This window comes from Brevundimonas vesicularis, assembly GCF_027886425.1.
Lineage (GTDB): Bacteria > Pseudomonadota > Alphaproteobacteria > Caulobacterales > Caulobacteraceae > Brevundimonas > Brevundimonas vesicularis_C.
This window is the reverse complement of record NZ_CP115671.1, coordinates 1,920,752-1,942,040: the sequence shown is the minus strand read 5'-3', so window position 1 is coordinate 1,942,040 and position 21,289 is coordinate 1,920,752. Positions and strand designations below refer to the sequence as shown.

The following is a 21,289-nucleotide window of genomic DNA, read 5'->3' as shown; positions in this document are numbered from 1 at the left end:
AACCGCTCCGCCGTGCGTATGTGAGAGACACACCCTCGTCAGGCCGCGCCATGATCCTTTTCCTGCTGTCCTATCTCGCCGGCGTTCTGACCATCGTCAGTCCCTGCATCCTGCCGGTTCTGCCCTTCGTTTTCGCACGGGCGGATCGGCCGTTCATCCGCAACGGTTTGCCGTTGTTGGTCGGGATGGCCGTGACCTTTGCGGGGGTGGCGACGCTGGCGGCGCTGGGCGGCGGCTGGGCGGTTCGGGCCAATGAGGTCGGGCGCTGGATCGCCCTGGCCGTCATGGCGGTGCTGGGCGTCAGCCTGCTGTTTCCAGCCGTGGGCGATCGCCTGATGCGGCCGTTCGTGGCGGCGGGGGCCTGGCTGACCGATCGCGCCGAGCGCCAGGGTGGCGATCAAGGCGACGTGCGCTCGTCCCTGCTGCTCGGCGTCGCGACAGGGCTGCTCTGGGCGCCGTGCGCCGGACCCATTCTGGGCGTGATCCTGACAGGCGCAGCGCTTCAGGGCGCCGGCGTCGGCACGACGGTTCTGCTGCTGGCCTATGCAGCAGGCGCGGCGACATCACTGGGTCTGGCCCTGCTGGTCGGTGGTCGCGTGTTCAAGGCCATGAAGGGCGCGTTGGGCGTCGGCGAATGGGTGCGGCGCGGTCTGGGCGTTCTGGTGCTGATCGGCGTGGTCGTGATTGGCCTGGGTGCGGACACGGGACTGTTGACCCGGATTTCGGCCGCCAGCACGGGCCGGATCGAACAGGCGCTGCTGGGCGGGATCGGGCGCGGAATGCCGACGAACCAGGCGCCGGCCGATCTGGCCAATCTGCCGGTCGAAGGGGTGATGCCGCCGCTGACCGGGGCGACGACCTGGATCAACACCCCGCCGCTCACGACCGAGCAGCTGAGGGGCAAGGTGGTGGTGGTCGATTTCTGGACCTACTCCTGCATCAACTGCATCCGCTCCATCCCCTACGTCCGCGCCTGGGCCGAGAAGTATAAGGACCAGGGTCTGGTGGTGATCGGCGTGCACACGCCCGAGTTCGCCTTCGAGAAATCCGAGGCCAACGTCCGCCAGAACATTCAGCGCCTTGGCATTACCTATCCGGTCGCCATGGACAATGAGTTCGCCATCTGGCGGGCGTTCAAGAACCAGTACTGGCCCGCCCACTACTTCATCGACGCCAAAGGGCAGATCCGTCATCACCACTTCGGCGAAGGCGACTATGCGGGCTCCGAACGCGTGATCCAGCAACTTCTGAAGGAAGCGGGCGCAGCGAACGTCGCCAGCAACGTCGTCACAGTCCAGGCTGTGGGCGCAGAGGCCGCCGCCGACATGGCCCAGGTCGAATCGCCGGAGACCTACGTCGGATATGGCCGCGCAGAGAACTTCCGCTCGCCCGGCGGCCTGGCCAACGACGTGATCAAGGACTATGTCGCCGCGCCGCTGAAGCTGAACGACTGGAGCCTGTCGGGCCGCTGGCGTGTGACGCGTGAGCATGCCGACCTGCAGACCGCTGGCGGCCGTATCGCCTTCCGCTTCAAGGCGCGTGATCTCCATCTGGTCATGGGGCCCAGCAAGCCGGGCGCACCCGTCCGCTTCCGTGTCCGGATCGATGGCGCGGCGCCGGGCGCGAACGCCGGCAGCGACATCAATGCCCAAGGCCTTGGCCGGGTGGACGGCGAGCGGCTGTACCAACTGGTGCGGCAGACGGGCGCGGTGCGCGAACGGACGTTCGAGATCGAGTTCCTGGATCCCGGCGTTCAGGTCTTCGCCTTCACCTTCGGCTAGAGGCGGCCGGCGTCGCCCAGCTTGTCCAGCATCCACACGCGCGCAGGCGGCAGGGGCTTGTTCTGCGGGTGGAAAACGAACTGCTCCAGGAAATGCCCCGTGAGGTCGAACCCGGCCCGGACGTCGCCCTCGATCAGACCGGATTGGGCGCCCAGCATGAAGGGCGGCAGGGTCAGCATCTTGTCGGCATAGGCCGCGCCGGCGTCGCGACTGACCGCCCGGCCGGTGCGCGGGCTGACGTAGATCAAGTCGTCGGCCGTGCCGGTTGCGGCGCATTTCGACAGATCCAGGCCAAAGCCCAGATCTTCAAGCAGGCCAGCTTCGAACCGCACAAAGATCGCTGGCCAGACCGCCGGCATCTCGAACGCCGCCATCAGCGCCTCGAAAGCCAGAAAGACGCCGGGATGCGGCTCACGCTCCGGCAACGCGCCTTGTGTCACGCTCGCCGCCGCCGCCAGCCCGGTCAGCGCCAGGGCGTCGTCGAACAGGGCGCTGGGCCCCTCGCCTACCGGCTCCAGCCGCACCGCGCCGAGATGATCCGAAGTGCGGGCGCGGTAATCAGCCACGACCCGCGCGCCCGCCTGCAGGAATGGCTTCATCTTGCGTGACGCTCCGCCCGCCACGTAGGCCGAGCGCCGGCCGTGGTTCTCGGTCAGCAAATCGACCACGGCGCCCGTGTCGCCGTGGCTGCGCGCCGACAGGACGAACGCCTCTTCGTGGAAGTCCATCAGTCCGCCGGACCTTGAGCGATCACCCCGACCACGCTCTTGGCCTTGTCGTTCGGCACGGTGAAACTCAGCACATATTGCTCGATCTTCCAGCCATTGTCGGTCAGCCGCAGCACGCCTGAGCCGCGCGTCAGGCCGTAGGCGTCGTTGTCCAGCAACTCATCGAACCAGACGATGCAGCGGCAATCGCCCGGCGCCAGGGTCGCCACCCGGTCATGCGGGCGATAGGTCCAGCCTTTCCCTTGCGAGAAATAGGGCGTGGCGTAGGCGCGAAACTCAGCCAGCGACCAGCGCTCGGTCGCATCCGTGCCGATGAACCGGGCGTCAGGCGTGAACAGATCGAAATAGGCGTCGCCGTCCGCACGCGAGGCCGCCGCATGCATTCGGTCGAGAACGGCGCCCGCCTCAACGACGGGATCGCCTGCGGCCTGCGTCGGCGAAGCGGAAAGGACGAGAGCGGTAAGAAGAGCGATCATGGTCCCGTTCTACTCCTGTTCTCCTCGTCGGGAAACAGTCGGGCGCCTCAGCGCGCCAGCGTCGTCGGAAACTCGTGGCCCAAGGCCTCGGCCATCGCCTGCTGACTGATCAGGAAGACCTGGTCACGCAGGTGATAGTTGTTGGACAGGACGATCACCGTCACGTCGGCGTCCGGCTGATAGAGCATCAGGTTGCGGAACCCGCCCCAGCTGCCGGTGTGATAGATCTGGCGGTCCTGGAAGCTGGGTCGCACCTGATCGCCCAGACGGTTGGCGAAGATGCCGAAGCCCCAGTCGCGACGCGGATGGCTGCGCTCGTTCGGCTTGGTGTCGGCCGGCGCGTGGTCGGCCAGCATCTGCTGATAGCTGGCCGGGGTCAGCAGGCCGCCGCGGTGTAGCGCCCTCTGCCAGACCAGCAGATCGTCCAGCGTCGAATAGACCGCGCCGGCGCCCGCCACGATCGAGGTGTTGGCGTTCGGCTGGGCCGCAAGGCCGCCGGGGAAGTTGGCGTAGCCCATGATGACGCCGTGATCGCCGCCATCGAGATCAAGCCCGCTATCCTTCATACCGAGAGGCTTGAAGAAGGTCTCGCGCATATAGGTCTGGAAGGGCTTGCCGCTGGCCTTTTCGACGATGGCGGCGGCCAGATTGAAACCGGCGTTGTCGTACTGAACCTTGGCGCCCGGCTCGAATTGAAGACCGAAGCGCTGTGAATCCTCGGTCAGTTCGTCCAGCGTCGCCGGGGTCGTGCGGCGCATGCCCCAACCGGGCCGCGCCATCAGGTCGGGAATGCCCGACGTATGCGACAGCAGATGGCTGATGCGGATGGGCGCCCAGGCCTGCGGACAGGGCTGGATCCATTTGCAGACCGGGTCGGAGACGTTGAGCTTGCCCTCGTCCTGAAGCTTCAGGATCGCCGTCGCCGTGAACTGTTTGGAGATCGAGGCCAGGCGAAAGCGCGAGCCCAGCGCCAGCGGCTGATTCTGCTCGTAGTTCGCCTTGCCATAGACTTGGCGGAACAGGACCTTGTCGCCCTTGGCCACCAGAACCGCGCCCATGAAGCGTCCTGAAGCGGCTTCGCGATCCAGGCGCGCCGCCAGTTGCGGCAGGTCCTGAACCACGACCACGGGTGGTCGTGGCGGCGCATCGGCGCGCTCGGTCGCCAGTTCCACATCGGTCTTGGGCGCCACGGCCGTGGCGATGCCGCCCCAGACCGCGCCGCCAAGGATCAGCGCCCCAAGGACGCCCAGAACGAGCCGGGGATGCCCCCCGGCGGTACGCGGCACATCAAACACAGGAACTCAGACGTCGAAATCCAGACCGAACTGGGCATAGAGGGCGCGGCTGTCCTGCCACTTCGGATCGACCTTGACGGTCAGGAACAGGTGCACCTGGCGGCCCAGGATTTCGTTCAGCTCCTCGCGCGCCTTCTGGCCGATCCATTTCAGTGTCTGGCCGCCCTTTCCCAGCACGATGGGCCGCTGGCTCTCGCGCTCGACATAGATGGTCTGTTCGATCCGAGCCGAGCCGTCGGCGCGATCCTCGAAACTGGTCGTCTCCACCGCCGCAGAATAGGGCAGCTCCTCATGGACGCGCAGATAGACCTTCTCGCGCGTGATCTCGGCCGCCAGAACCCGCACCGGCACGTCGGCCGCCTGATCCTCGGGATACAGCCACGGCCCCTTGGGCATGGACAGGGCCAGACGCTGCTTCAGGTCCTCGACACCGTCGCCATTGGCCGCCGAAATCATATAAACCTCGGAATAGACGCCGCTTGCGAACAGCTTCTGCGACAGCGCCAGCAGGGTGTCGCGGCGCATACCGTCGATCTTGTTCAGCGCCAGAACGACCTTGGTCCCGGTGGCCTGCAGGTTGGCGATGATGGTCTCGGTGTCCTCGGCCGAGCGGCGATCGGCCGCCGTGCCCTCGCGGCCTTCGGCGTTGATGTGGGACTGGGCGTCGATCAGGTGAACGACGATGTCCGCATCTTCCGCGCCGCCCCAGGCCGAGGCGACCATGGCCCGGTCAAGGCGACGACGTGGTGTGAAGATGCCGGGCGTGTCCACCAGCACGATCTGGGCGTCGCCTTCCATGGCGATGCCGCGCACGGGGAAGCGCGTCGTCTGCACCTTTTGCGTGACGATCGAGACCTTGGACCCGGTCAGCCGGTTCACCAGCGTGGACTTGCCGGCGTTGGGTGCGCCGATGATGGCGGCAAAGCCTGCGCGCTGGTTTTCGATATCGGTCAAATGACGCCTTCACGTTTGAGGAGAGCCGTTGCGGCCGCCTTCTCCGCCTCCTGACGCGAACGCCCTTGCGCGGTCAAGGGCTGCACATCCTGTACGGACACTTCGACGGTGAATGTGGGCGCATGATCCGAACCCGTCCGATCGGCGACGCGATAGGTCGGCAGCGGCCGCCCCAACCCTTGCGCCCATTCCTGAAGCGCCGATTTCGGATTGGTCACGGTGCGGGATGGCGGCGCCGACAGTTCGTCGGACCAGGCCCGTTCGAACACGGCCTTGGCGGCATCCAGCCCGCCGTCCAGATAGACCGCCGCCAGTATGGCCTCGACCGCATCGGCGATGACGCCGGCCTTGCGGCGCCCGCCGGTCTTGGTCTCGCCGGGCGAAAGCCGCAGCGCAGGCCCCACGCCCAGCGCTTCACCAACGCGGGCGCAGGCGCCCTTGTCGACCAGGGCGTGCAAGCTGGACGAGAGTTGGCCTTCATCCGCCGTCGGAAACTGAGCCGACAGGCGCTCGGCGACCAGCAGACCCAGCACCCGGTCGCCCAGGAACTCCAGCCGCTCGTTGTCGCGTGGACCGTGGATGCCGACCGGCGCTCCCTCACCCACGCTGGCATGGGTCAGGGCGCGCTCCAGCAGGGCCTTGTCCTTGAACCTGTGTCCCAGGCGCGTTTCCAGCGCCGCGACCGCTTCGGCTCTCAGATTGGCCATCAGTGAAGGACGTTGAAGAACCGGTCGAGCCGCACGTTCAACCAAGTCCAAGGCTTCACGAACGACGAACCGGGCTTCCACGAGAACAGGATGATCTGCGCCTTGCCGACCAGGTTTTCGGCCGGGACCATGCCCACGCCGCTGGACTGTTCGACACGGCTGTCGATCGAGTTGTCGCGGTTGTCGCCCATCATGAAGTAGTGGCCAGCCGGGACTTCATAGACCGGGGTGTCGTCCAGATCGTTTCCGGGACCGAAGTCCTGGGTCATGAAGCTCTTGCCTTCCGGCAAGGTCTCGCGGACCTCGGTCACAGGACGCGGACCGAAGATGTCGTTGATCTCCTGCTCGCTGACCACGACGTCCTGGACGGGCTTGTCGTTGATATACAGCTTGTTGGCGATCATCTGGATGCGGTCGCCGGGCAGGCCGATCACGCGCTTGATGAAGTCGGTCTTGTTGTCACGCGGCAGTTTGAACACGACGATGTCGCCGCGCTTGGGCGCCGAACCCATGATGCGCCCGTCGAACAGCGGCGGGCTGAACGGGATCGAGTGCTTGGAGAAGCCGTACGACCACTTGGAGACGACGATATAGTCGCCTTCATACAGGTTCGGCTCCATCGAGGCCGAAGGGATGGTGAAGGGCTGGAACAGGAAGATCCTCAGCACCATCGCGATCAAAAGAGCGAAGACGATGGTCTTGAAGATTTCGCCGGTTTCACTGGCCGCCGAGGTCGCCTTGTCGCCGCCCTTGGGCGTCTTGGCATAGACCTTCTGGTTCGCCGTCGTGGGCTCCTGCACCGACTTGATCGGAGCGTCCGCTTCCGAGGCCGCAAACCGTTCTTCGGGGGTGGCGTCGCGATAGGCGTCGTCGGGCTTTTGGTCTTCGCTCATGCGATCAAGCATCCTCGCCGCGTCCGCGCGGTCATCGCGCACGCCTATAACCTGATTACGACTGCGGCAAGGCTTCGATCACCACGAAGGCGAGCGCATAGGGATGTTCGTCGCTCAGCGTCAGGTGAATTTTCGCCTCGTGTCCGGGCGGCGTCAGACGCGCCAGATGCTCGGCTGCGTGGCCGGTGAGCGCCATCGTCGGCTGGCCCGAACGCAGGTTCACCACCCCCATGTCGCGCCAATAGACATCGGCCCGCATTCCCGTGCCCAGTGCCTTAGCGCAAGCCTCCTTGGCGGCGAAGCGTTTGGCGTAGCTCCAGGCCGGGTCCGGCTTCCGATCCGATCGGGCGCGTTCCAGTTGAGTGAAGCAGCGGGTCTTGAAGCGATCCCCGAACCGATCAAGAGACGCCTGGATGCGACGGATGTCCGACAGATCCGCGCCGACGCCAATGATCATTTGGCCGCATCCATCGCCGCTCGCATCCGTCGGATCGCGCCATCCAAGCCGATGAAGATCGAGTCGCCGATCAGGAAATGGCCGATGTTCAGCTCACGGATTTCCGGGATCGCCAGCATGCGCGGAGCCGTGTCGTAATCCAGACCGTGGCCTGCATGGACCTCCAGCCCCAAGATGTCGGCCTGGGCGGCGGCGGCGGCGAGGCGTTCGAACTCGACCTCTCGCTCTGCCGGATCTGTCAGATGGCAGTAGCGGCCGGTGTGGAATTCGACCACCTGGGCGCCGACGGCAGCGGCGGCCTCGACCTGCGCTTCGGTCGGTTCGATGAAGAGCGAGACCCGGATGCCGGCGTCCGCCAGCGCCTTCACCAAAGGCGCGATCCGGCCTTCGTGACCGGCGACCGCCAGACCGCCTTCGGTCGTAACCTCCTCGCGCCGCTCGGGCACCAGACAGGCGGCGTGCGGCCGGTGGCGCAGAGCGATCGTCAGCATCTCATCCGTCACCGCCATTTCCAGGTTCAGCGGCTTGCCGGCTCGCGCGCATAGGGCGCTCAGCACGTCGATGTCGGCGTCGGTGATGTGGCGGCGGTCTTCGCGCAGGTGAGCGGTGATTCCGTCTGCTCCGGCCGCCAGCGCCGCCTCGGCCGCACGCGCAGGATCGGGATGCGTCCCTCCCCGCGCATTTCGCACTGTGGCGACGTGGTCGATGTTGACGCCCAGCCTGACCCGTTCGCGCATGGCTCTACTTCGACAATCTGCGGCTGCCGGGATCTTCCACCGGAAGCGCGGCCAATTCCGGCGGAAGAGCGTCGGCTGGGTAAGCGGGCACGTCCAGCGACGCCAGGGCGATCAGCGGCACACCCACATCCGCCTTGCCGCCCGACCGGTCGACGATACAGGCGGCGGCGATCACCTCACCCCCGGCGGCCTGGATCGCGGCGATGCATTCGCGTGACGACAGGCCTGTCGTGACGATGTCTTCGATCATGACGACCTTTTCGCCCGGCTCGACCGAGAAGCCGCGACGCAGTTTGAAATCCCCGCCCTCGCGCTCGACATACATCGAACGGACCTTCAGATGTTTGGCCGTCTCGTAACCGGGGATGATGCCGCCCACAGCCGGCGAGATGGCGACATCGACTGGGCCAACCGTGGTCGTGATCTTGTCCGCCAGCGCCTTGCACAAACGCTCGCATCGCGCGCCGTCCATGAAGACCAGATTCTTCTGCAGGAAGACCGGGCTGTGCAGACCCGACGACAGGACGAAATGGCCTTCGCGCAGGGCGCCGGCGTCGCGAAACTCGTTGAGGACGTCTTCAGTGTTCATGACAGGGTTCTAGACCCGGATCGCGCGCGGATGAACCCTGCGGCGACGCTTCATTCGATGTTTTCGTTCGGCCGAAGCCCGCGCGAGAGCAGTTCAGCCCAGACGCCCTCCGCGTCCTCGGCGAAACCGATCAGGTCCAGGTCGGACGCGGCGATCATCCCATGCTCGACCAAGGCGTCGAAACCGATGACCGAGGTCCAGTAGGCCTTGTCCACCAGAACGACCGGAACCGGCGGCGCCTTCTTCGTCTGGCGCAAGGTCAGCATCTCGAACATCTCGTCGAAGGTTCCGAAGCCGCCGGGAAACACCACCAACGCATTGGCGCGCATCGCCAGATGCATCTTCCGCATCGCGAAATAGTGGAAGCGGAACGTCAGCTCCGGCGTCGAATAGGCGTTCGGCTCCTGCTCATGCGGCAGGGTGATGTTGAAACCGACGGACGGCGCGCCCGCGTCGACGGCCCCGCGGTTGGCGGCTTCCATGATGCCCGGGCCGCCGCCGGTGGCGATGACATTGTCGCGGGGTTCGCCGACGCGACCGCGCAGCGCTCCGCCGCGCTCGGACGCCAATCGACCAAAGGCGCGGGCCTCTTCATACCAACGGTGCCCTTCGCGGATGCGCGCGCTGCCGAAGACGACGAGGGTCGAGCGCACGCCCCAGGCCCTCAACGCCTCCTCAGGCTTGGCGTATTCCATCAGGAACCGCACGCCGCGCATCGAATCGCCCAGCAGGAAGTCCTGATCCATCGCCGCCATGCGATAGGACGGCGAGGCCATCTGCGCCGCGTTCGGCTTTATCGGATCGCTCATTCGCCCCGCGCGCGCTCGACGGAGTCGACCGACGGATTGGCCCTCAGCGCCGCCATGATCGTGGTGGCGTGCTTGGCGTCTTCGACCTCAACATCCACGTCCACGTCGAAGAAGTCCTGTTGCCGGTGCGCCATCGACAGGTTGATGATGTTGCCGCCGGCCTCGCCGATGAGAGTCGTGACCTGACCCAGCACGCCCGGCGCATTGCGGATTGTCGCACGGATACGCGCGGCGGCGACCGCGTCCGTCTCGGCTTGAGGCGTCCATTGCAGGTCATGCCAGACCGAATCGTCATCGGCGAAGGCGGCCAGGGTCTGGCAATCGATGGTGTGCACCGTCAGGCCGGATTCCGGCTCCAGAATGCCCACGATCCGGTCGCCCGGCACGGGCGTGCAGCATTGGCCGAAATGCACCGACACGCCGGGCGTCAGCCCCCCGCCGCGCACGAACAGCCGCGCCTTGTCGCCCTCGATGCGCTGCTTCTCAGGCCCGGCCTTCAGCCGTCCCTTCAGTGCGGGGAACAGGATTTCGGCCGCCGTGGTCGGCGACAACCGCCCGCGACCCAAGCCTTCGAACAGATCGTCGTCACTCGCGACCGCCAGCAGTTCCAGAACCGGCTTCAGCGACACGTCGGTCAGGGTCTTGTCGACCCGGCCCAGGGTTTGATCCAGCGCGACGCGACCCAGCTTGATGAACTCTTCGCGCTCGGAGGTGCGGATATGACGGCGAATGGCGGAACGCGCGCGGCCCGTTACCGTCAGACTGCGCCAGTCGGCAGGCACTTCGCGCTTCGAGCCGCGGATGATCTCGACCACGTCGCCGTTCTGGAGTGGCGTGCGCATGGGCTTCAACTCGCCATTGACCTTGACGCCGACGGCGGTGTCGCCGACCTCGGTGTGGACGGCATAGGCGAAGTCCAGAGGCATTCCCCCGCGCGGCAGGGTGACCAGTTGCCCCTTCGGCGTGAAGACGAAAACCTGGTCCAGATACATTTCCAGCTTGGCGTGCTCGACCCAGTCCTCGCCGCCCTCGCCGTGCTCGATCACCTGAACCAAGTGTCGCAGGTTCTGAAGCGGGTCACGCCCGCCGCCCTGTTCCATCGCCTCGCGGTCGAAGCCGTAGGATTGGTTCTTGTAACGCCAGTGGGCGGCGACCCCGTCCTCGGCGATCCGGTCCATGTCCTCGGTGCGGATTTGCATCTCGATCCGCAGGCCCCGGGGGCCGACGACGGTCGTGTGCAACGAGCGATAGTTGTTCGACTTAGGCGTCGAGATGAAATCCTTGAACCGCTCGGGCACCATCGGCCATTCGCGGTGGATCACACCCAGCGCGCGGTAGCAGTCGTCCTCCGCCTCGACGATGACGCGGAAGCCGTAAATGTCCGACAGGGACGAAAAGCCGACCGACTTGCGCTGAAGTTTGCGCCAGATCGAATAGGGCGTCTTCTGCCGGCCATAGACATTGGCCTTCAGGCCCGCCTCGGACAGAACGCGCTCAACCTCGCTCGCCACGCCGTCGATGGCGCGACCGTGCTCCAGTTTCAACGCCTCCAGCCGCCGCTCGATGGCGGTCTTGGCCGTTGGATTCAGATGGGTGAAAGCCAGCTCTTCCAGCTCGGACGCGATCGAGTGGATACCGATCGACCGGCCCAGGGGCGCATAGACTTCCAGCGTTTCGCGGCTGATCCGCTCGCGCTTCTCCGGCTTCACGAACTGGAGCGTGCGCATATTGTGCAAGCGGTCGGCCAGCTTGACCAGCAGCACCCGCACGTCACGGCTGATGGCCAGGATGAACTTGCGCAGGTTCTCGGCCTGGCGCGTGTGTTCAGCCTGAAGCTCCAGCCGCGACAGCTTTGTCACGCCCTCGACCAGAACCGCGACCTCTTCACCGAACATGCCGGCGATGTCGTCGCGCGTCGCGGTCGTGTCCTCTACCACGTCATGCAGCAGGGCGGTGACGATGGTGGCGGTGTCGAGCTTATAGTCGGTCAGTATCCCCGCGACCTGGATCGGGTGGGCGAAATAGGGATCGCCAGAGGCTCGCAACTGCGAGCCGTGCATCTTCATCGCATAGACGTAGGCGCGGTTGAGAAGCGCTTCGTCGGCGGTGGGATCGTAGGCCTTGACGGCCTCGATCAGCTCGAACTGACGCAGGATCGGCGCACGCTTGGGCTGCGGCGCCGGATCGACGAGCGCCGTCTGGGGGTCGTTTTTGTTTGCAGCTGGGGGCGCCGGCGGAACCGTCTCGGTCAGCGCCGGCAGGATAGTGACGCCAGGGGCTCCTTCGGGCGTCAGTACCGCTCCTCCTGACCGCCGTCGCGGTCGCTTTGAAGAGCGCGGATCAGTTCCGCCTCAGCCATGTTCATGTGCTGCGGCGAGGCCAGCAGAGCGACCGTTTCGGCCTCATCCTCGGCTTCCGTCCGCTCATCGACGCGTTGCAGCGTGGTGATGATGGTCTCGCGCAATTCGTCGGGCACGACGGTGTCGTCGGCGATCTCGCGCAGGGCGACGACAGGGTTCTTGTCGTTGTCGCGGTCGATCGTCAGGGCGGCACCGTTGGCGATGCTGCGGGCGCGGTGGCCAGCCATCAGCACCAGACCAAAGCGGTTCGGAACTTTCTCGATGCAGTCTTCGACGGTGACGCGGGCCATGAAATTCCTCGAACGCGGGGGAGAACCGCGTCAAATACAGATGAGGACGGCTTTTTGCAACGCCACAGGGGCGGAAGTTGGGCGTCAGTCGGTACGACGCGCCAAAGGGTAGGCGATGATCAGCACCAGATCGTCCTCGCCCACCTGCTGAATACCGACGTTGCCGCCATCGTAAAGATAGGCTGTGTCGCCGGCCTTTATCCGGGTCGTCACGCCGTCCGTGGTGACATCTCCTTCCCCGCTGACGACATGATAGACCTCGTCGTGCGCGATGACGTGCAGGCCGATAGACGATCCTGGATGCATGATGCGCTTTCTGAACTCCATCGATCGGTTCGGCGCCATGCCCGAAATTCGATAGGCCGTGCTCATTCCCGTGCCGTTGTGCGGCGGCGGCTGGCGCACCATTGTGTCCGCCTCATGAATCACCAGACCCACGCCCATCGGCGGTGAAGCTGGCTCAGGGTGCAACTCCTGAACTGACGTTGACAAAAGCACGGCGGCGAAGGCGAGGCTGAGCATGATATGTCTCCCGGTGTCAGCCGGATCAGCTCACGAACAGCTGCCTACTTCAATGGGTGCGCATCGCGACCGACCGACGCGGCTTGGCCTAGATTTTCGGCGCTCGCGCGCTTGGTAGGATGCACCCAATTTGGCGCGATCTCGGCGATGGGGCCCATGACGAACTGGCGCTCGGCCGCGCGGGGATGGGGCAGGATCAACCCCTGCAGATCACCGCTCAATCGTCCGTAGGCGATCAGGTCGAGATCCAGCGTCCGCGGCGCATTGCGAACCGCCCGCTCGCGGCCGAACGCATCTTCGATCCGGCCGAGCGCCGCCATCAGCGAATGCGGATCATGGTCGGTGCGGACGATCACCACGCCATTCAGAAAGGCGGGATCGTGCGGATCGGGCCAGGCCATTGATGACCACCACGACGAGCGTGCGACGACATCAATCCCTTCGCTGCGAAAACGTGCGAGCGCCGCCTCCAGCGCTTCGGTGCAGGAAGACCATGCCCCCTTGTCATTGCAGCCCAGGGCCACGATGACTGCGTCATTCAGGTCGAACCCATCATCGATTCCGACGGCGACCGCGCGATCCGATTTTTCATCTCTTTCGACGGCTTCGACCATGTTCCATCCCACCGACCGGCTGGCGATCTTCATCGACGGCTCGAACCTCTACTCCGCCGCCCGCGCCCTGCAGCACGACATGGACTTCCGGCGGATGCTGGACTGGTTCCGCGAGAGGTCCATCCTGACCCGCGCATACTACTATACGGCCGTGGTCGAGGGCGAAGAATTCTCGCCGGTTAAGCCGCTGGTCGACTGGCTCGACTACAACGGCTTTTCGGTCGTCACCAAGCCGGTCAAGCGGTTCACGGACAATAGCGGCCACAGCCGGATCAAGGGCAATATGGACATCGAGATCGCGGTGGACATGCTGGAGCTGGCTCCGCACATCGACCATGCGGTGCTGTTCTCCGGCGACGGCGACTTCCGGCGGGTGGTTCAGGCGATCCAGGCTAGGGGCGTGAGGGTCACGGTCATCTCGACCCAAAAGACCCAGCCGCCGCATATCGCCGACGAACTGCGTCGTCAGGCCGACGCCTTCGTCGATCTGAACGATCTGATGGCCGACTTCGGCCGCCCGAAGGCCGCCCAATGACCCTGACGCCCGAACCGCCCCGCGACTGCCCGCTGTGCCCGCGCCTGGTCGCCTATCGTCAGGAGAATGCGCGTCAGAATCCAGACTGGTGGAACGGGCCGGCCGCCTCGTTCGGCGATCCGAACGCGCGTCTGCTGATCGCCGGCCTTGCGCCCGGCCGGACCGGCGCCAACCGGACGGGACGTCCCTTCACCGGCGATCACGCCGGCTGGCTGCTGTACGACACCCTGAAGAAGGCCGGCTTTGCGCACGGCCATTACGATCCCAACGGCGACGATGACCTGACGCTGACGGACTGCATGATCACCAATGCGGTCCGGTGCGCCCCGCCCGGGAACAAGCCTCTGCCAATCGAGGAAACGACCTGCCGTCCCTTCCTAATCGACCGGCTCAAACTGCTGCCGAATCTGAAGGTGATCGTGACCCTGGGCGACGTCTCGCGCCGCAATATCCTGAAAGCCTTCGGGCGGCTTGCGTCAGCGATGCCGGCGGGTCACGGGGCGCAGGGCGAAGCCGGCGGATACGTCATTCTGAACAGCTATCACTGCTCCCGGTTGAACACGAACACCGGTCGCCTGACGCCGCAGATGTTCGAGGACATCTTCGTGCGCGCCCGAATTCTGATCGAGGCCTGAACCTCAGCCCTTGTCACGCATCAGGCGGGCCTTGTCGCGCTGCCAGTCGCGTTCGGCAGAAGCCTCGCGCTTGTCGTGTAGCTTCTTGCCCTTGGCCAGCGCGATCTCCAGCTTCGCCTTGCCTGCATCGTTCAGGTAGAGCTTCAGGGGAATGATGGTCTGACCGTCGCGCTGGACCGCGCCGATCAGCTTATCGATCTGCTTTCTGTGCAGCAGCAGCTTACGCGGTCGGCGCGGCTCGTGGTTGAAGCGGTTTGCCTGTTTGTACGGCGGGATATCAGCGTTGATCAGCACGATCTCGCGCCCCTCCACCGCCGCATAGCTTTCGGCGATATTGGCCCGGCCGTCGCGCAGCGCCTTGATCTCGGTGCCCAGCAGCTGGATCCCGGCCTCGATACTGTCTTCCAGGAAATAGTCGAACCGCGCGCGGCGATTTTCGGCGATGACCTTGGATTTCGATTGCGGCTTGGGGGCCATCAGATGACGCCCGCCGCCGCCATGGCGCGGTCGATGAAAGGTTTGACCGCATCGGAGGTCGGCGACAGCGGCAGACGCGCCTCCTCATTGCACAAGCCAAGCTTGGCCAGGGCGTACTTCGTCGGCGCGGGCGAGTTGTCCAGGAACAGCGCCTTGCACAAACTAATCAGTCGGTCCTGCCAGTCGCGTGCTGTCGCATAATCTCCGGCGGTCATCGCATTGTGCAAGGCGACCATGGCCTCCGGCGCGACATTGGACGCCACCGAGATCAGGCCGACGCCGCCATGGGCGTGGTAGCCGAGATAGCTGGGGTCGTCGCCCGAGATGAGGTCGAACTGGCCATCGATGTTCGCTCGCATCCAGCTGACGCGGCTCATGTCGCCCGTGGCGTCCTTGATGCCGACGATATTAGGGTGGGCCGCCAGCCGCGCCACTGTCTCAATGGACAGATCTGCCCCCGTCCGTCCCGGCACATTGTAGAGCAGAATTGGAAGCTGCACGGCGTCGGCCACCGCTTCGAAATGGGCCGCCATGCCCGCCTGGGACGGGCGAATGTAATAGGGCGTCACGATCAAAGCCCCATCCGCGCCCACCGTCTTGGCGTGGCGGGTCAGGTCGATGGCCTCCTTGGTATAGGGCGATCCGGTACCGGCGATGACGGCGACGCGCCCGGCCGTCAGACGCACGCACAGTTCGATGACGTGCTTGTGCTCATCCAAATCCATGCTGGCGCCCTCGCCCGTCGTGCCCATCGGGACGACGCCGTGAACCCCTGCGGCGATCTGACGCTCGAGCAGTTTGGCGAATGCGGCTTCGTCCACGTTTCCGTCACGAAGTGGTGTGATCAGGGCGGTGATCACGCCCTTGAACAAGGGGGCGTTCATGAGACTAAGCTGGCCTGCGTGGGGAGTGACGATGGACGGATGTTCATCGCCTTTGCAATGAGCGCGGGACGTTAGGTCGCCAGCGGCTCCGCCGCAACCGGGATTGAATGGGAACAGGACAGATCATGATCGCGACCAGTCTGGCGGCGGCCCTCGCCGTCCTTGCGCCGAACCCGCAGGACGTCCTGCCCACCCAGCCTGTGCCCTATGCCTCGGCGTCCTCGTCCGTGCCCGGCTATTCGGCGACCTATCAGGGCCGCGTGCTGAACGATCAGGACACGGCGCTGTTTCGTCAGGGGCTGGCGGCGGCTCGTGCGCGCGATGTGTTCGGAGCCCAGTCCGCCATGTCGCAGATCAGGGACGCCTCGGCTCGCAAACTGGTCGAATGGGCGCTGATCGACACCTCGGGCGAGCAGCTGTCCTACTCGGACCTCGCGCGCGGTAAGTCCGATCTGGCGGGATGGCCGCGCGGCGAATCGCGACGCGCCGCCGCCGAAAGGGTGCTGGACCGCTCCGGGATGGGCGCGGACGCGGCCCTGGCCCTAATGTCCGACGGAAAGCCGACGACGGTCGAGGGGGCCATCGCCTACGCCTCCGCGCTGCAGCAGCGCGGCCGCCAGGATGAGGCCCGCGCCTTGGTCCGCGACTGGTGGCGCACCCGCTCGTTCGACGACGCGCCGCAGTCGCGTATCCTCGGCCAATGGGGCTCCTGGTTGACGCCCGCCGATCACGAGGCCCGGCTGAATATGCTGCTGCTCGGTCCGCACGGGCCGGCGACGCGCAGCATGATCAATCTGGTCTCGCCCGATCGCGCCGCCATCGCCAACACGGTGATGACCCTTCGCTCGGCCTACAGCCCCGACGCCGTCATCGCCAATCTGACGCCGGCCCAGGCCGCCGATCCGGCGGTCGTGCTGGAGCGCGTTCGCCTGCTACGATCACAAAACCGGCAATCCGAAGGCTTTGCGCTGCTCGCCAATCTTCCGCCGGCGCCGGGCCACACGACCGGCGACAACACCCTGTGGAGCGAGCGCCGCAACTACTTCCTCGACGCCCTGCAACAGGGCAACTGGCGCGCGGCCTACGACGCCATGAACGGCCACGGCTTCACTTCGGGCGACCGGATGGTGGACGCCGAGTTCTTCGCCGGTTGGGTCGCCCTGACCAAGCTGAACCAGCCCGAAGTCGCCGCCCGCCATTTCGAAGCCCTGCGCACGGCCTCATCCACGCCGATCACGCAGGGCCGCGCCTTCTACTGGTTGGGTCGCGCCGCCGAGGCGCGCGGCGAACGCGACGCAGCCCTCGCCTACTATCGCAACGGCGCCCAGCACTGGCAGACCTTCTATGGTCAGTTGGCGGCCGAGAAGGCGGGCATGACCACGCTTCAGCTGCCCAGCGAACCTGTGCCGTCCCAAGCAGATATCGCCCGCTTCGAAGGCAATGAGATCGTCCGCGCCACGCGCATCCTTGGCGAGACCGGCGAAATGAGCCTGCTGCGCGTGTTCGCCTATCAGTTGGACAATGACCTGCCGACCATCAACGACCTGGCCCTGCTGATGGACCTGTCGAGCGGCTATGGCGAGGGTTTCACCGCCATGATGGTGGGCCGCGCCGCCAGCCAGCGGGGCTTCGTCATGCCCGAGCGGATGTATCCGGTCCGCGTCCCGCCCCAGGTCGCCGGCGCCGCGCCGCTTGAGTTCACCCAGGCGATCACGCGCCAGGAATCCAGCTTCGATCCCCGCGCCCGCTCCGGCGCCGACGCGCGCGGCATGATGCAGTTCCTGCCGTCCACCGCCTCCGGCGTCGCCCGCCGTCTGGGCATGAGCTATTCCGCCGAGCAGTTGTGGGATCCCGACTACAACATGACCCTGGGCAGCTATCACCTGGGCGAGCTGATGGCCGCGAACAACGGCTCCATGCTGCTGGCGACGGTCGGCTACAACGCCGGACCGGCACGCCCCAGCCAGTGGATCGCCCGTTGCGGCGACCCGCGCGGCGATGCGATCAAGACCATCGACTTCATCGAGTGCGCGCCCTTCACCGAGACGCGCAACTATATGATGCGGGTGATGGAAAACATGGCGGTATACAAGGCCCGCCTGAACGGCGGCACGGCCCCGCTGACGCCCTCGGCCGACATCTCGCGCGGATCGGCGGCGGGCGCGCGGCCCTATATCGCCTATTGAGCCCGGCGGGCCGCCAGCAGCGGCCCGTTCGGCCCCTCGATCCACGCGCCGTTCAGTCCGAAGACCTCGCGCAGGACGGCGGGCGACAGGGCCTGGATCGGTGGCGCGTCGGCGACGACCCGGCCCTGACCAAGCACGACGATGCGATCCGCCACGGCTGCAGCCAGGGTCAGGTCGTGAAGGCTGACCAGCACCCCTGCCCCATCGTCAGCGCGCGCCCTCAGGCGCTCTAGCACCAGACGCTGCGCATCCGGGTCCAGCCCCGCGATCGGCTCGTCGGCCAGCAGCAGCGGCGCATCGACGACAAGGGCGCGGGCCAGCAGAACCCGGGCACGCTCGCCGCCTGACATCTCTGCAACGCCGCGGTCCGCCAGATGACCAGCTCCGACTTCTTCCAGAGCGGCTCGCGCTCGCGCCAGCGCATCCGCGCCCGACAGAAACGGCGCGCCGAGGGCTGCCACCTCTGCCGCCGGCAGATTCCAGGCGATGCGCCGTTCCTGCGGCAGATAGGCGACGCGTTCCGCCCGCTGGCGATGGGACAGATCGACGATGTCCGCGTTGCCCAACCTGATTTGTCCGCCGGTCGTGGCCAAGAGGCCCGCAGCCGCGCGGATGGCGCTGCTCTTGCCCGCGCCGTTCGGCCCGCACAGGGCCACGACCTCGCCCGCCGCGACCGACAGGCTCACCCCATTTAGCACGACGGCCTTGCCTAGGCGTGCTTGAACCTTCTCCAGCGACAACAGGCTCACAGCCGCCACTCCCGCGCCGCTCGCCACGCGATCAGGGCGAACAGGGGCGCGCCGATCAGGGCGGTGAACACTCCCAGCTTCAGCTCCTGGTCCGTCGGCGTCAGTCGCGCCAACAGGTCCGCCACGATCAGCATCAGCCCCCCGGCCAGCGCCGAGGGCGCCAGAATCCGTTTCGAATCGCCGCGCACCGCCTCGCGCACCAGATGTGGTGCGGCCAGACCCACGAACCCGATGACGCCCGCCACCGCCACCGCCGCCCCTGTGGCCAAGGCCGCCGCGATCAGGGCGAAGGCCCGCAACCGTCCCATATCCAAGCCCGACGCCGCCGCACTCTCGTCGCCCAGGGTCAGCATCCGCAGACCGGCGCCCGACAAGGCCGCAAAGCCCCCCGCGACGATGACGGCCGGCGTCACCCAGGCCACATCGACCCAGCTTCGGTTCTGCACAGATCCCAGCAGCCAGGACATGACCTCGGCCGAGGCGATGGGCGATGGCGACAGGTTGAAGATCAAGGCCGTCGCCGCGCCTGCGAAACTGGACAGCGCCACCCCGAACAGGATCAGGGCCTCGGGGGCCCGCATGACCCTGGACGCCACGATCAACAGTCCGCCCGCCAGCGCCGCGCCCGCCAAGGCCGACACCTCGACGAGTCCCGGCACGGCCGCAGCACCAAGCACGATGGCCAGCGCCGCACCCAGGGCCGCCGTCGCCGACACGCCAAGCACGCCGGGATCAGCTAGCGGATTACGCAACAGCCCCTGCATAACCGCCCCTGCCAATCCCAGGGCCGCGCCGACGACCAGGGCGCACACCGCGCGCGGCGCCCGCACCTGCCACAGCACCTCGGCCGGGCCGGATGTCGGATCGCTGAATGCAGCCGCGTACTGATCGACGCTGAACGCCGTCTCGCCGGCCAGCACAGCCAGGGCCAGCGCCGCGACGATCAAGCCGATCAGAACCAGGCACAGCCGAACCGTTCTGTTCACGGCCGCCCCTTTGCCATCATCTCGACCGCGTCGGCGGCGAACCACGCGGGGCAGGTCAAGGTCGCGGCAGGCAGGCGCGCAGCCGTTCGGCCCTCGGCCGCTCGCGCGACAACCGGATGCCGCCCCGGTCCGCGCAGGTCGGCGCGCAACTGATCGAAGAAGCCGAGCACAAATCGCACCGGCGGATTCATCGCGATCCGCTCGACGCTGAGTGCGCCAAAACCGGGCGCGGCCCACAGATTTCTAAATCCGGCCGCCCGCATCATCGCATCCATCAGCGTGCCTGGCCCCGCAGTGAAACCCCCCGATGTCAGATAGACGGAGCCAGGCGCTTCGGTCTTACGCGGGACCGGCGCCGCCTTCGCCAACTTGGCGTCCATCTGTTGCTCTAACGCCCGCCCGCGCCGCGTTTGATCCAGATCGCGCGCAACGGTTTGGATATTTCGGCGCACCCCGTTTAGGTCCACCGCATCATCGATCGTGACAACCTTAGTCCCGCGCTGCGCTAGCGCCGTCAGCAGGCGCAGCTCGCCGCCCCAGTAGCGCACCACAACGTCAGGCTGAAAACCCACGGCGGCTTCAAGTGTCGGACGCAAACGCCTGTGACCGACCGCCTGCTGACGCAACCAGGCGTCCGGGTCGTCCGCGCGCGGCGACAGCGCGATGTCTGCATCGGGTGCCAAGGCCAGAACATATTGGTCGGCGCATTGATCCAGCGCCATGATCCGCAAGGGCCGCGCCTCAGCCACGCTGCTGCTGAACGCCAGAGCCGCCAAGGCGACGCAGATACTCTTCATCCTTCGATCAGACCGGCGAACAGGGCGTCCAAAGTCGTGCGAACCAGCGCCTGCCGATCGGACCACGGGAAGTAGGGTTTGGTGATTATGAGAGACACGACGCCGTGCGCCGCAGCCCAGATCGCCTGGGCGATCGTTGCGGGATCGCCCTTCATGCGTCCGACCTTCACGGCGTCGCCGACGGTCGCCTCCAATGTTGTGAACAGGCTGGAGCCCAGTTCGCGCGCCGCGTCCTGAGCGCCGTCTCGCGCCTCCACCGGTCGCGTCAGATAGATCAGGCGATAGGCGTTGGGATGGGCGAAACCGAAGTCGATATAGCCCTCGATCATCCGCCGCAGCCGCTGCTCGGGCGGCGCGGCCTCATCGGCGACGGCGGCGTTTGATGCGATCAGCCGCGCAAAGGCGTCACGGCAGATTTCCTGCAGGATCGCGCCCTTGTCCGGGAAATGCATGTAGAGCGCCGTCGACGACAACCCGACCTCGTCCGCGATCTTGCGAATCGTCGCGCCTTCATAGCCGTGCTCGACGAAGATGCGCTCGGCCGCCGCCAGGATTTCGCCCCTCCGCGAATGGCCTTCGCCCTTGGGCTTTCGTGTCGTGCGCGAGGCGTTCGAAAGTTCAGACAAGCCGCTGCTCCGGGTGAGGCGCCCTGAATAGCGACAATCCGTACCGGACGCCAACCGACTTGCAGAACACGGTTGCTTCAAATAGCGATTGGGGGTTGTGGTGCTTTGGGGGCGGTTGCGGTGAAGGATTGGGCGCATCCGGGGATCAGGCCCCGCAGAAACGGCGCCTCACGACGCACGTGGAGCGGTTTCCAGATCACGA

General features: G+C 66.1%; 24 protein-coding genes. 4 read left to right on the top strand and 20 right to left on the bottom strand.

Annotated elements, in window-relative coordinates; translation table 11 throughout:
- Positions 1-50 precede the first annotated feature (50 nt).
- Positions 51-1,781: a cytochrome c biogenesis protein DipZ gene (locus tag PFY01_RS10015; RefSeq protein ID WP_271041173.1), complete on the top strand. Its 1,731-nt coding sequence runs from the start codon at positions 51-53 to the stop codon at positions 1,779-1,781.
- On the opposite strand, the gene recO is transcribed toward PFY01_RS10015, so the two are convergent.
- The 14 genes from recO to folK all read right to left on the bottom strand — a co-directional run bounded on the left by recO (position 1,778) and on the right by folK (position 13,245).
- Positions 1,778-2,509, bottom strand: a complete 732-nt coding sequence (recO, locus tag PFY01_RS10010; protein ID WP_271041172.1) for a DNA repair protein RecO — start codon at positions 2,507-2,509, stop codon at positions 1,778-1,780. The genes PFY01_RS10015 and recO overlap by 4 nt on opposite strands.
- Positions 2,509-2,985, bottom strand: coding sequence for a nuclear transport factor 2 family protein (locus tag PFY01_RS10005; protein ID WP_271041171.1), 477 nt, complete (start codon positions 2,983-2,985; stop codon positions 2,509-2,511). Before PFY01_RS10005 ends, recO begins: the two co-directional genes overlap by 1 nt.
- A 47-nt stretch (positions 2,986-3,032) precedes the next feature.
- Positions 3,033-4,271, bottom strand: coding sequence for a serine hydrolase domain-containing protein (locus PFY01_RS10000; protein ID WP_271041170.1), 1,239 nt, complete (start codon positions 4,269-4,271; stop codon positions 3,033-3,035).
- A 15-nt stretch (positions 4,272-4,286) separates the two neighbouring features.
- On the bottom strand, positions 4,287-5,234 hold the full coding sequence (era, locus tag PFY01_RS09995) for a GTPase Era (protein ID WP_271041169.1): 948 nt from the start codon (positions 5,232-5,234) through the stop codon (positions 4,287-4,289).
- Complete coding sequence (gene rnc, locus PFY01_RS09990; protein WP_112861980.1) at positions 5,231-5,941, bottom strand: ribonuclease III; 711 nt, start codon at positions 5,939-5,941, stop codon at positions 5,231-5,233. The genes era and rnc overlap by 4 nt, the downstream gene beginning before the upstream one ends.
- Complete coding sequence (lepB, locus tag PFY01_RS09985) at positions 5,941-6,834, bottom strand: signal peptidase I (RefSeq protein ID WP_271041168.1); 894 nt, start codon at positions 6,832-6,834, stop codon at positions 5,941-5,943. The genes rnc and lepB overlap by 1 nt, the downstream gene beginning before the upstream one ends.
- A gap of 55 nt (positions 6,835-6,889) precedes the next feature.
- Positions 6,890-7,291 carry a holo-ACP synthase gene (acpS, locus tag PFY01_RS09980; protein WP_271041167.1) on the bottom strand — a complete coding sequence of 134 codons (402 nt, stop codon included), beginning with the start codon at positions 7,289-7,291 and terminating at the stop codon, positions 6,890-6,892.
- Positions 7,288-8,028 carry a pyridoxine 5'-phosphate synthase gene (locus PFY01_RS09975; protein ID WP_271041166.1) on the bottom strand — a complete coding sequence of 247 codons (741 nt, stop codon included), beginning with the start codon at positions 8,026-8,028 and terminating at the stop codon, positions 7,288-7,290. Before PFY01_RS09975 ends, acpS begins: the two co-directional genes overlap by 4 nt.
- A gap of 4 nt (positions 8,029-8,032) precedes the next feature.
- Positions 8,033-8,617, bottom strand: a complete 585-nt coding sequence (pyrE, locus tag PFY01_RS09970; RefSeq protein ID WP_271041165.1) for an orotate phosphoribosyltransferase — start codon at positions 8,615-8,617, stop codon at positions 8,033-8,035.
- Between the two features lie 50 nt (positions 8,618-8,667).
- Positions 8,668-9,426, bottom strand: coding sequence for a TIGR00730 family Rossman fold protein (locus PFY01_RS09965; RefSeq protein WP_271041164.1), 759 nt, complete (start codon positions 9,424-9,426; stop codon positions 8,668-8,670).
- Positions 9,423-11,582 (bottom strand): RelA/SpoT family protein, encoded by a 2,160-nt coding sequence (locus PFY01_RS09960; RefSeq protein WP_271043049.1) that lies wholly within the window; start codon positions 11,580-11,582, stop codon positions 9,423-9,425. Before PFY01_RS09960 ends, PFY01_RS09965 begins: the two co-directional genes overlap by 4 nt.
- A 134-nt stretch (positions 11,583-11,716) precedes the next feature.
- Entirely contained in the window at positions 11,717-12,076 is a 360-nt protein-coding gene (gene rpoZ / locus PFY01_RS09955; protein ID WP_017504892.1) for a DNA-directed RNA polymerase subunit omega, read from the bottom strand.
- Positions 12,077-12,160: 84 nt separating this feature from the next.
- A complete protein-coding gene (locus tag PFY01_RS09950) occupies positions 12,161-12,598 on the bottom strand; it encodes a cupin domain-containing protein (RefSeq protein ID WP_271041163.1) in 438 nt (145 codons plus the stop codon).
- Between the two features lie 44 nt (positions 12,599-12,642).
- Positions 12,643-13,245 carry a 2-amino-4-hydroxy-6-hydroxymethyldihydropteridine diphosphokinase gene (gene folK, locus PFY01_RS09945; RefSeq protein ID WP_333780213.1) on the bottom strand — a complete coding sequence of 201 codons (603 nt, stop codon included), beginning with the start codon at positions 13,243-13,245 and terminating at the stop codon, positions 12,643-12,645.
- Here folK and PFY01_RS09940 point away from each other — a divergent pair.
- Positions 13,211-13,747: an NYN domain-containing protein gene (locus tag PFY01_RS09940; RefSeq protein ID WP_271041162.1), complete on the top strand. Its 537-nt coding sequence runs from the start codon at positions 13,211-13,213 to the stop codon at positions 13,745-13,747. The two genes, folK and PFY01_RS09940, sit on opposite strands and share 35 nt — an antisense overlap.
- Positions 13,744-14,382 (top strand): uracil-DNA glycosylase, encoded by a 639-nt coding sequence (locus tag PFY01_RS09935; protein ID WP_271041161.1) that lies wholly within the window; start codon positions 13,744-13,746, stop codon positions 14,380-14,382. Before PFY01_RS09940 ends, PFY01_RS09935 begins: the two co-directional genes overlap by 4 nt.
- A 3-nt stretch (positions 14,383-14,385) precedes the next feature.
- On the opposite strand, the gene smpB is transcribed toward PFY01_RS09935, so the two are convergent.
- Both smpB and dapA read right to left on the bottom strand, forming a co-directional pair.
- Entirely contained in the window at positions 14,386-14,859 is a 474-nt protein-coding gene (smpB, locus tag PFY01_RS09930) for an SsrA-binding protein SmpB (protein ID WP_271041160.1), read from the bottom strand.
- Positions 14,859-15,743, bottom strand: coding sequence for a 4-hydroxy-tetrahydrodipicolinate synthase (gene dapA / locus PFY01_RS09925; RefSeq protein ID WP_271041159.1), 885 nt, complete (start codon positions 15,741-15,743; stop codon positions 14,859-14,861). The genes smpB and dapA overlap by 1 nt, the downstream gene beginning before the upstream one ends.
- A gap of 125 nt (positions 15,744-15,868) precedes the next feature.
- On the opposite strand from dapA, the gene PFY01_RS09920 reads away from it, so the two are divergent.
- On the top strand, positions 15,869-17,929 hold the full coding sequence (locus PFY01_RS09920) for a lytic transglycosylase domain-containing protein (RefSeq protein ID WP_271041158.1): 2,061 nt from the start codon (positions 15,869-15,871) through the stop codon (positions 17,927-17,929).
- On the opposite strand, the gene PFY01_RS09915 is transcribed toward PFY01_RS09920, so the two are convergent.
- From PFY01_RS09915 to PFY01_RS09900, 4 genes are read right to left on the bottom strand one after another with little or no spacing between them, the layout of a single operon-like run.
- Positions 17,923-18,678: an ABC transporter ATP-binding protein gene (locus tag PFY01_RS09915; protein ID WP_271041157.1), complete on the bottom strand. Its 756-nt coding sequence runs from the start codon at positions 18,676-18,678 to the stop codon at positions 17,923-17,925. The genes PFY01_RS09920 and PFY01_RS09915 overlap by 7 nt on opposite strands.
- On the bottom strand, positions 18,675-19,664 hold the full coding sequence (locus PFY01_RS09910) for a FecCD family ABC transporter permease (protein WP_271041156.1): 990 nt from the start codon (positions 19,662-19,664) through the stop codon (positions 18,675-18,677). Before PFY01_RS09910 ends, PFY01_RS09915 begins: the two co-directional genes overlap by 4 nt.
- Positions 19,661-20,461, bottom strand: coding sequence for an ABC transporter substrate-binding protein (locus tag PFY01_RS09905; protein ID WP_271041155.1), 801 nt, complete (start codon positions 20,459-20,461; stop codon positions 19,661-19,663). The genes PFY01_RS09910 and PFY01_RS09905 overlap by 4 nt, the downstream gene beginning before the upstream one ends.
- The gene (locus PFY01_RS09900; protein ID WP_271041154.1) at positions 20,458-21,087 is read right to left on the bottom strand and encodes a TetR/AcrR family transcriptional regulator; all 630 of its coding nucleotides are present in this window, start codon (positions 21,085-21,087) and stop codon (positions 20,458-20,460) included. Before PFY01_RS09900 ends, PFY01_RS09905 begins: the two co-directional genes overlap by 4 nt.
- Positions 21,088-21,289: the final 202 nt, after the last annotated feature.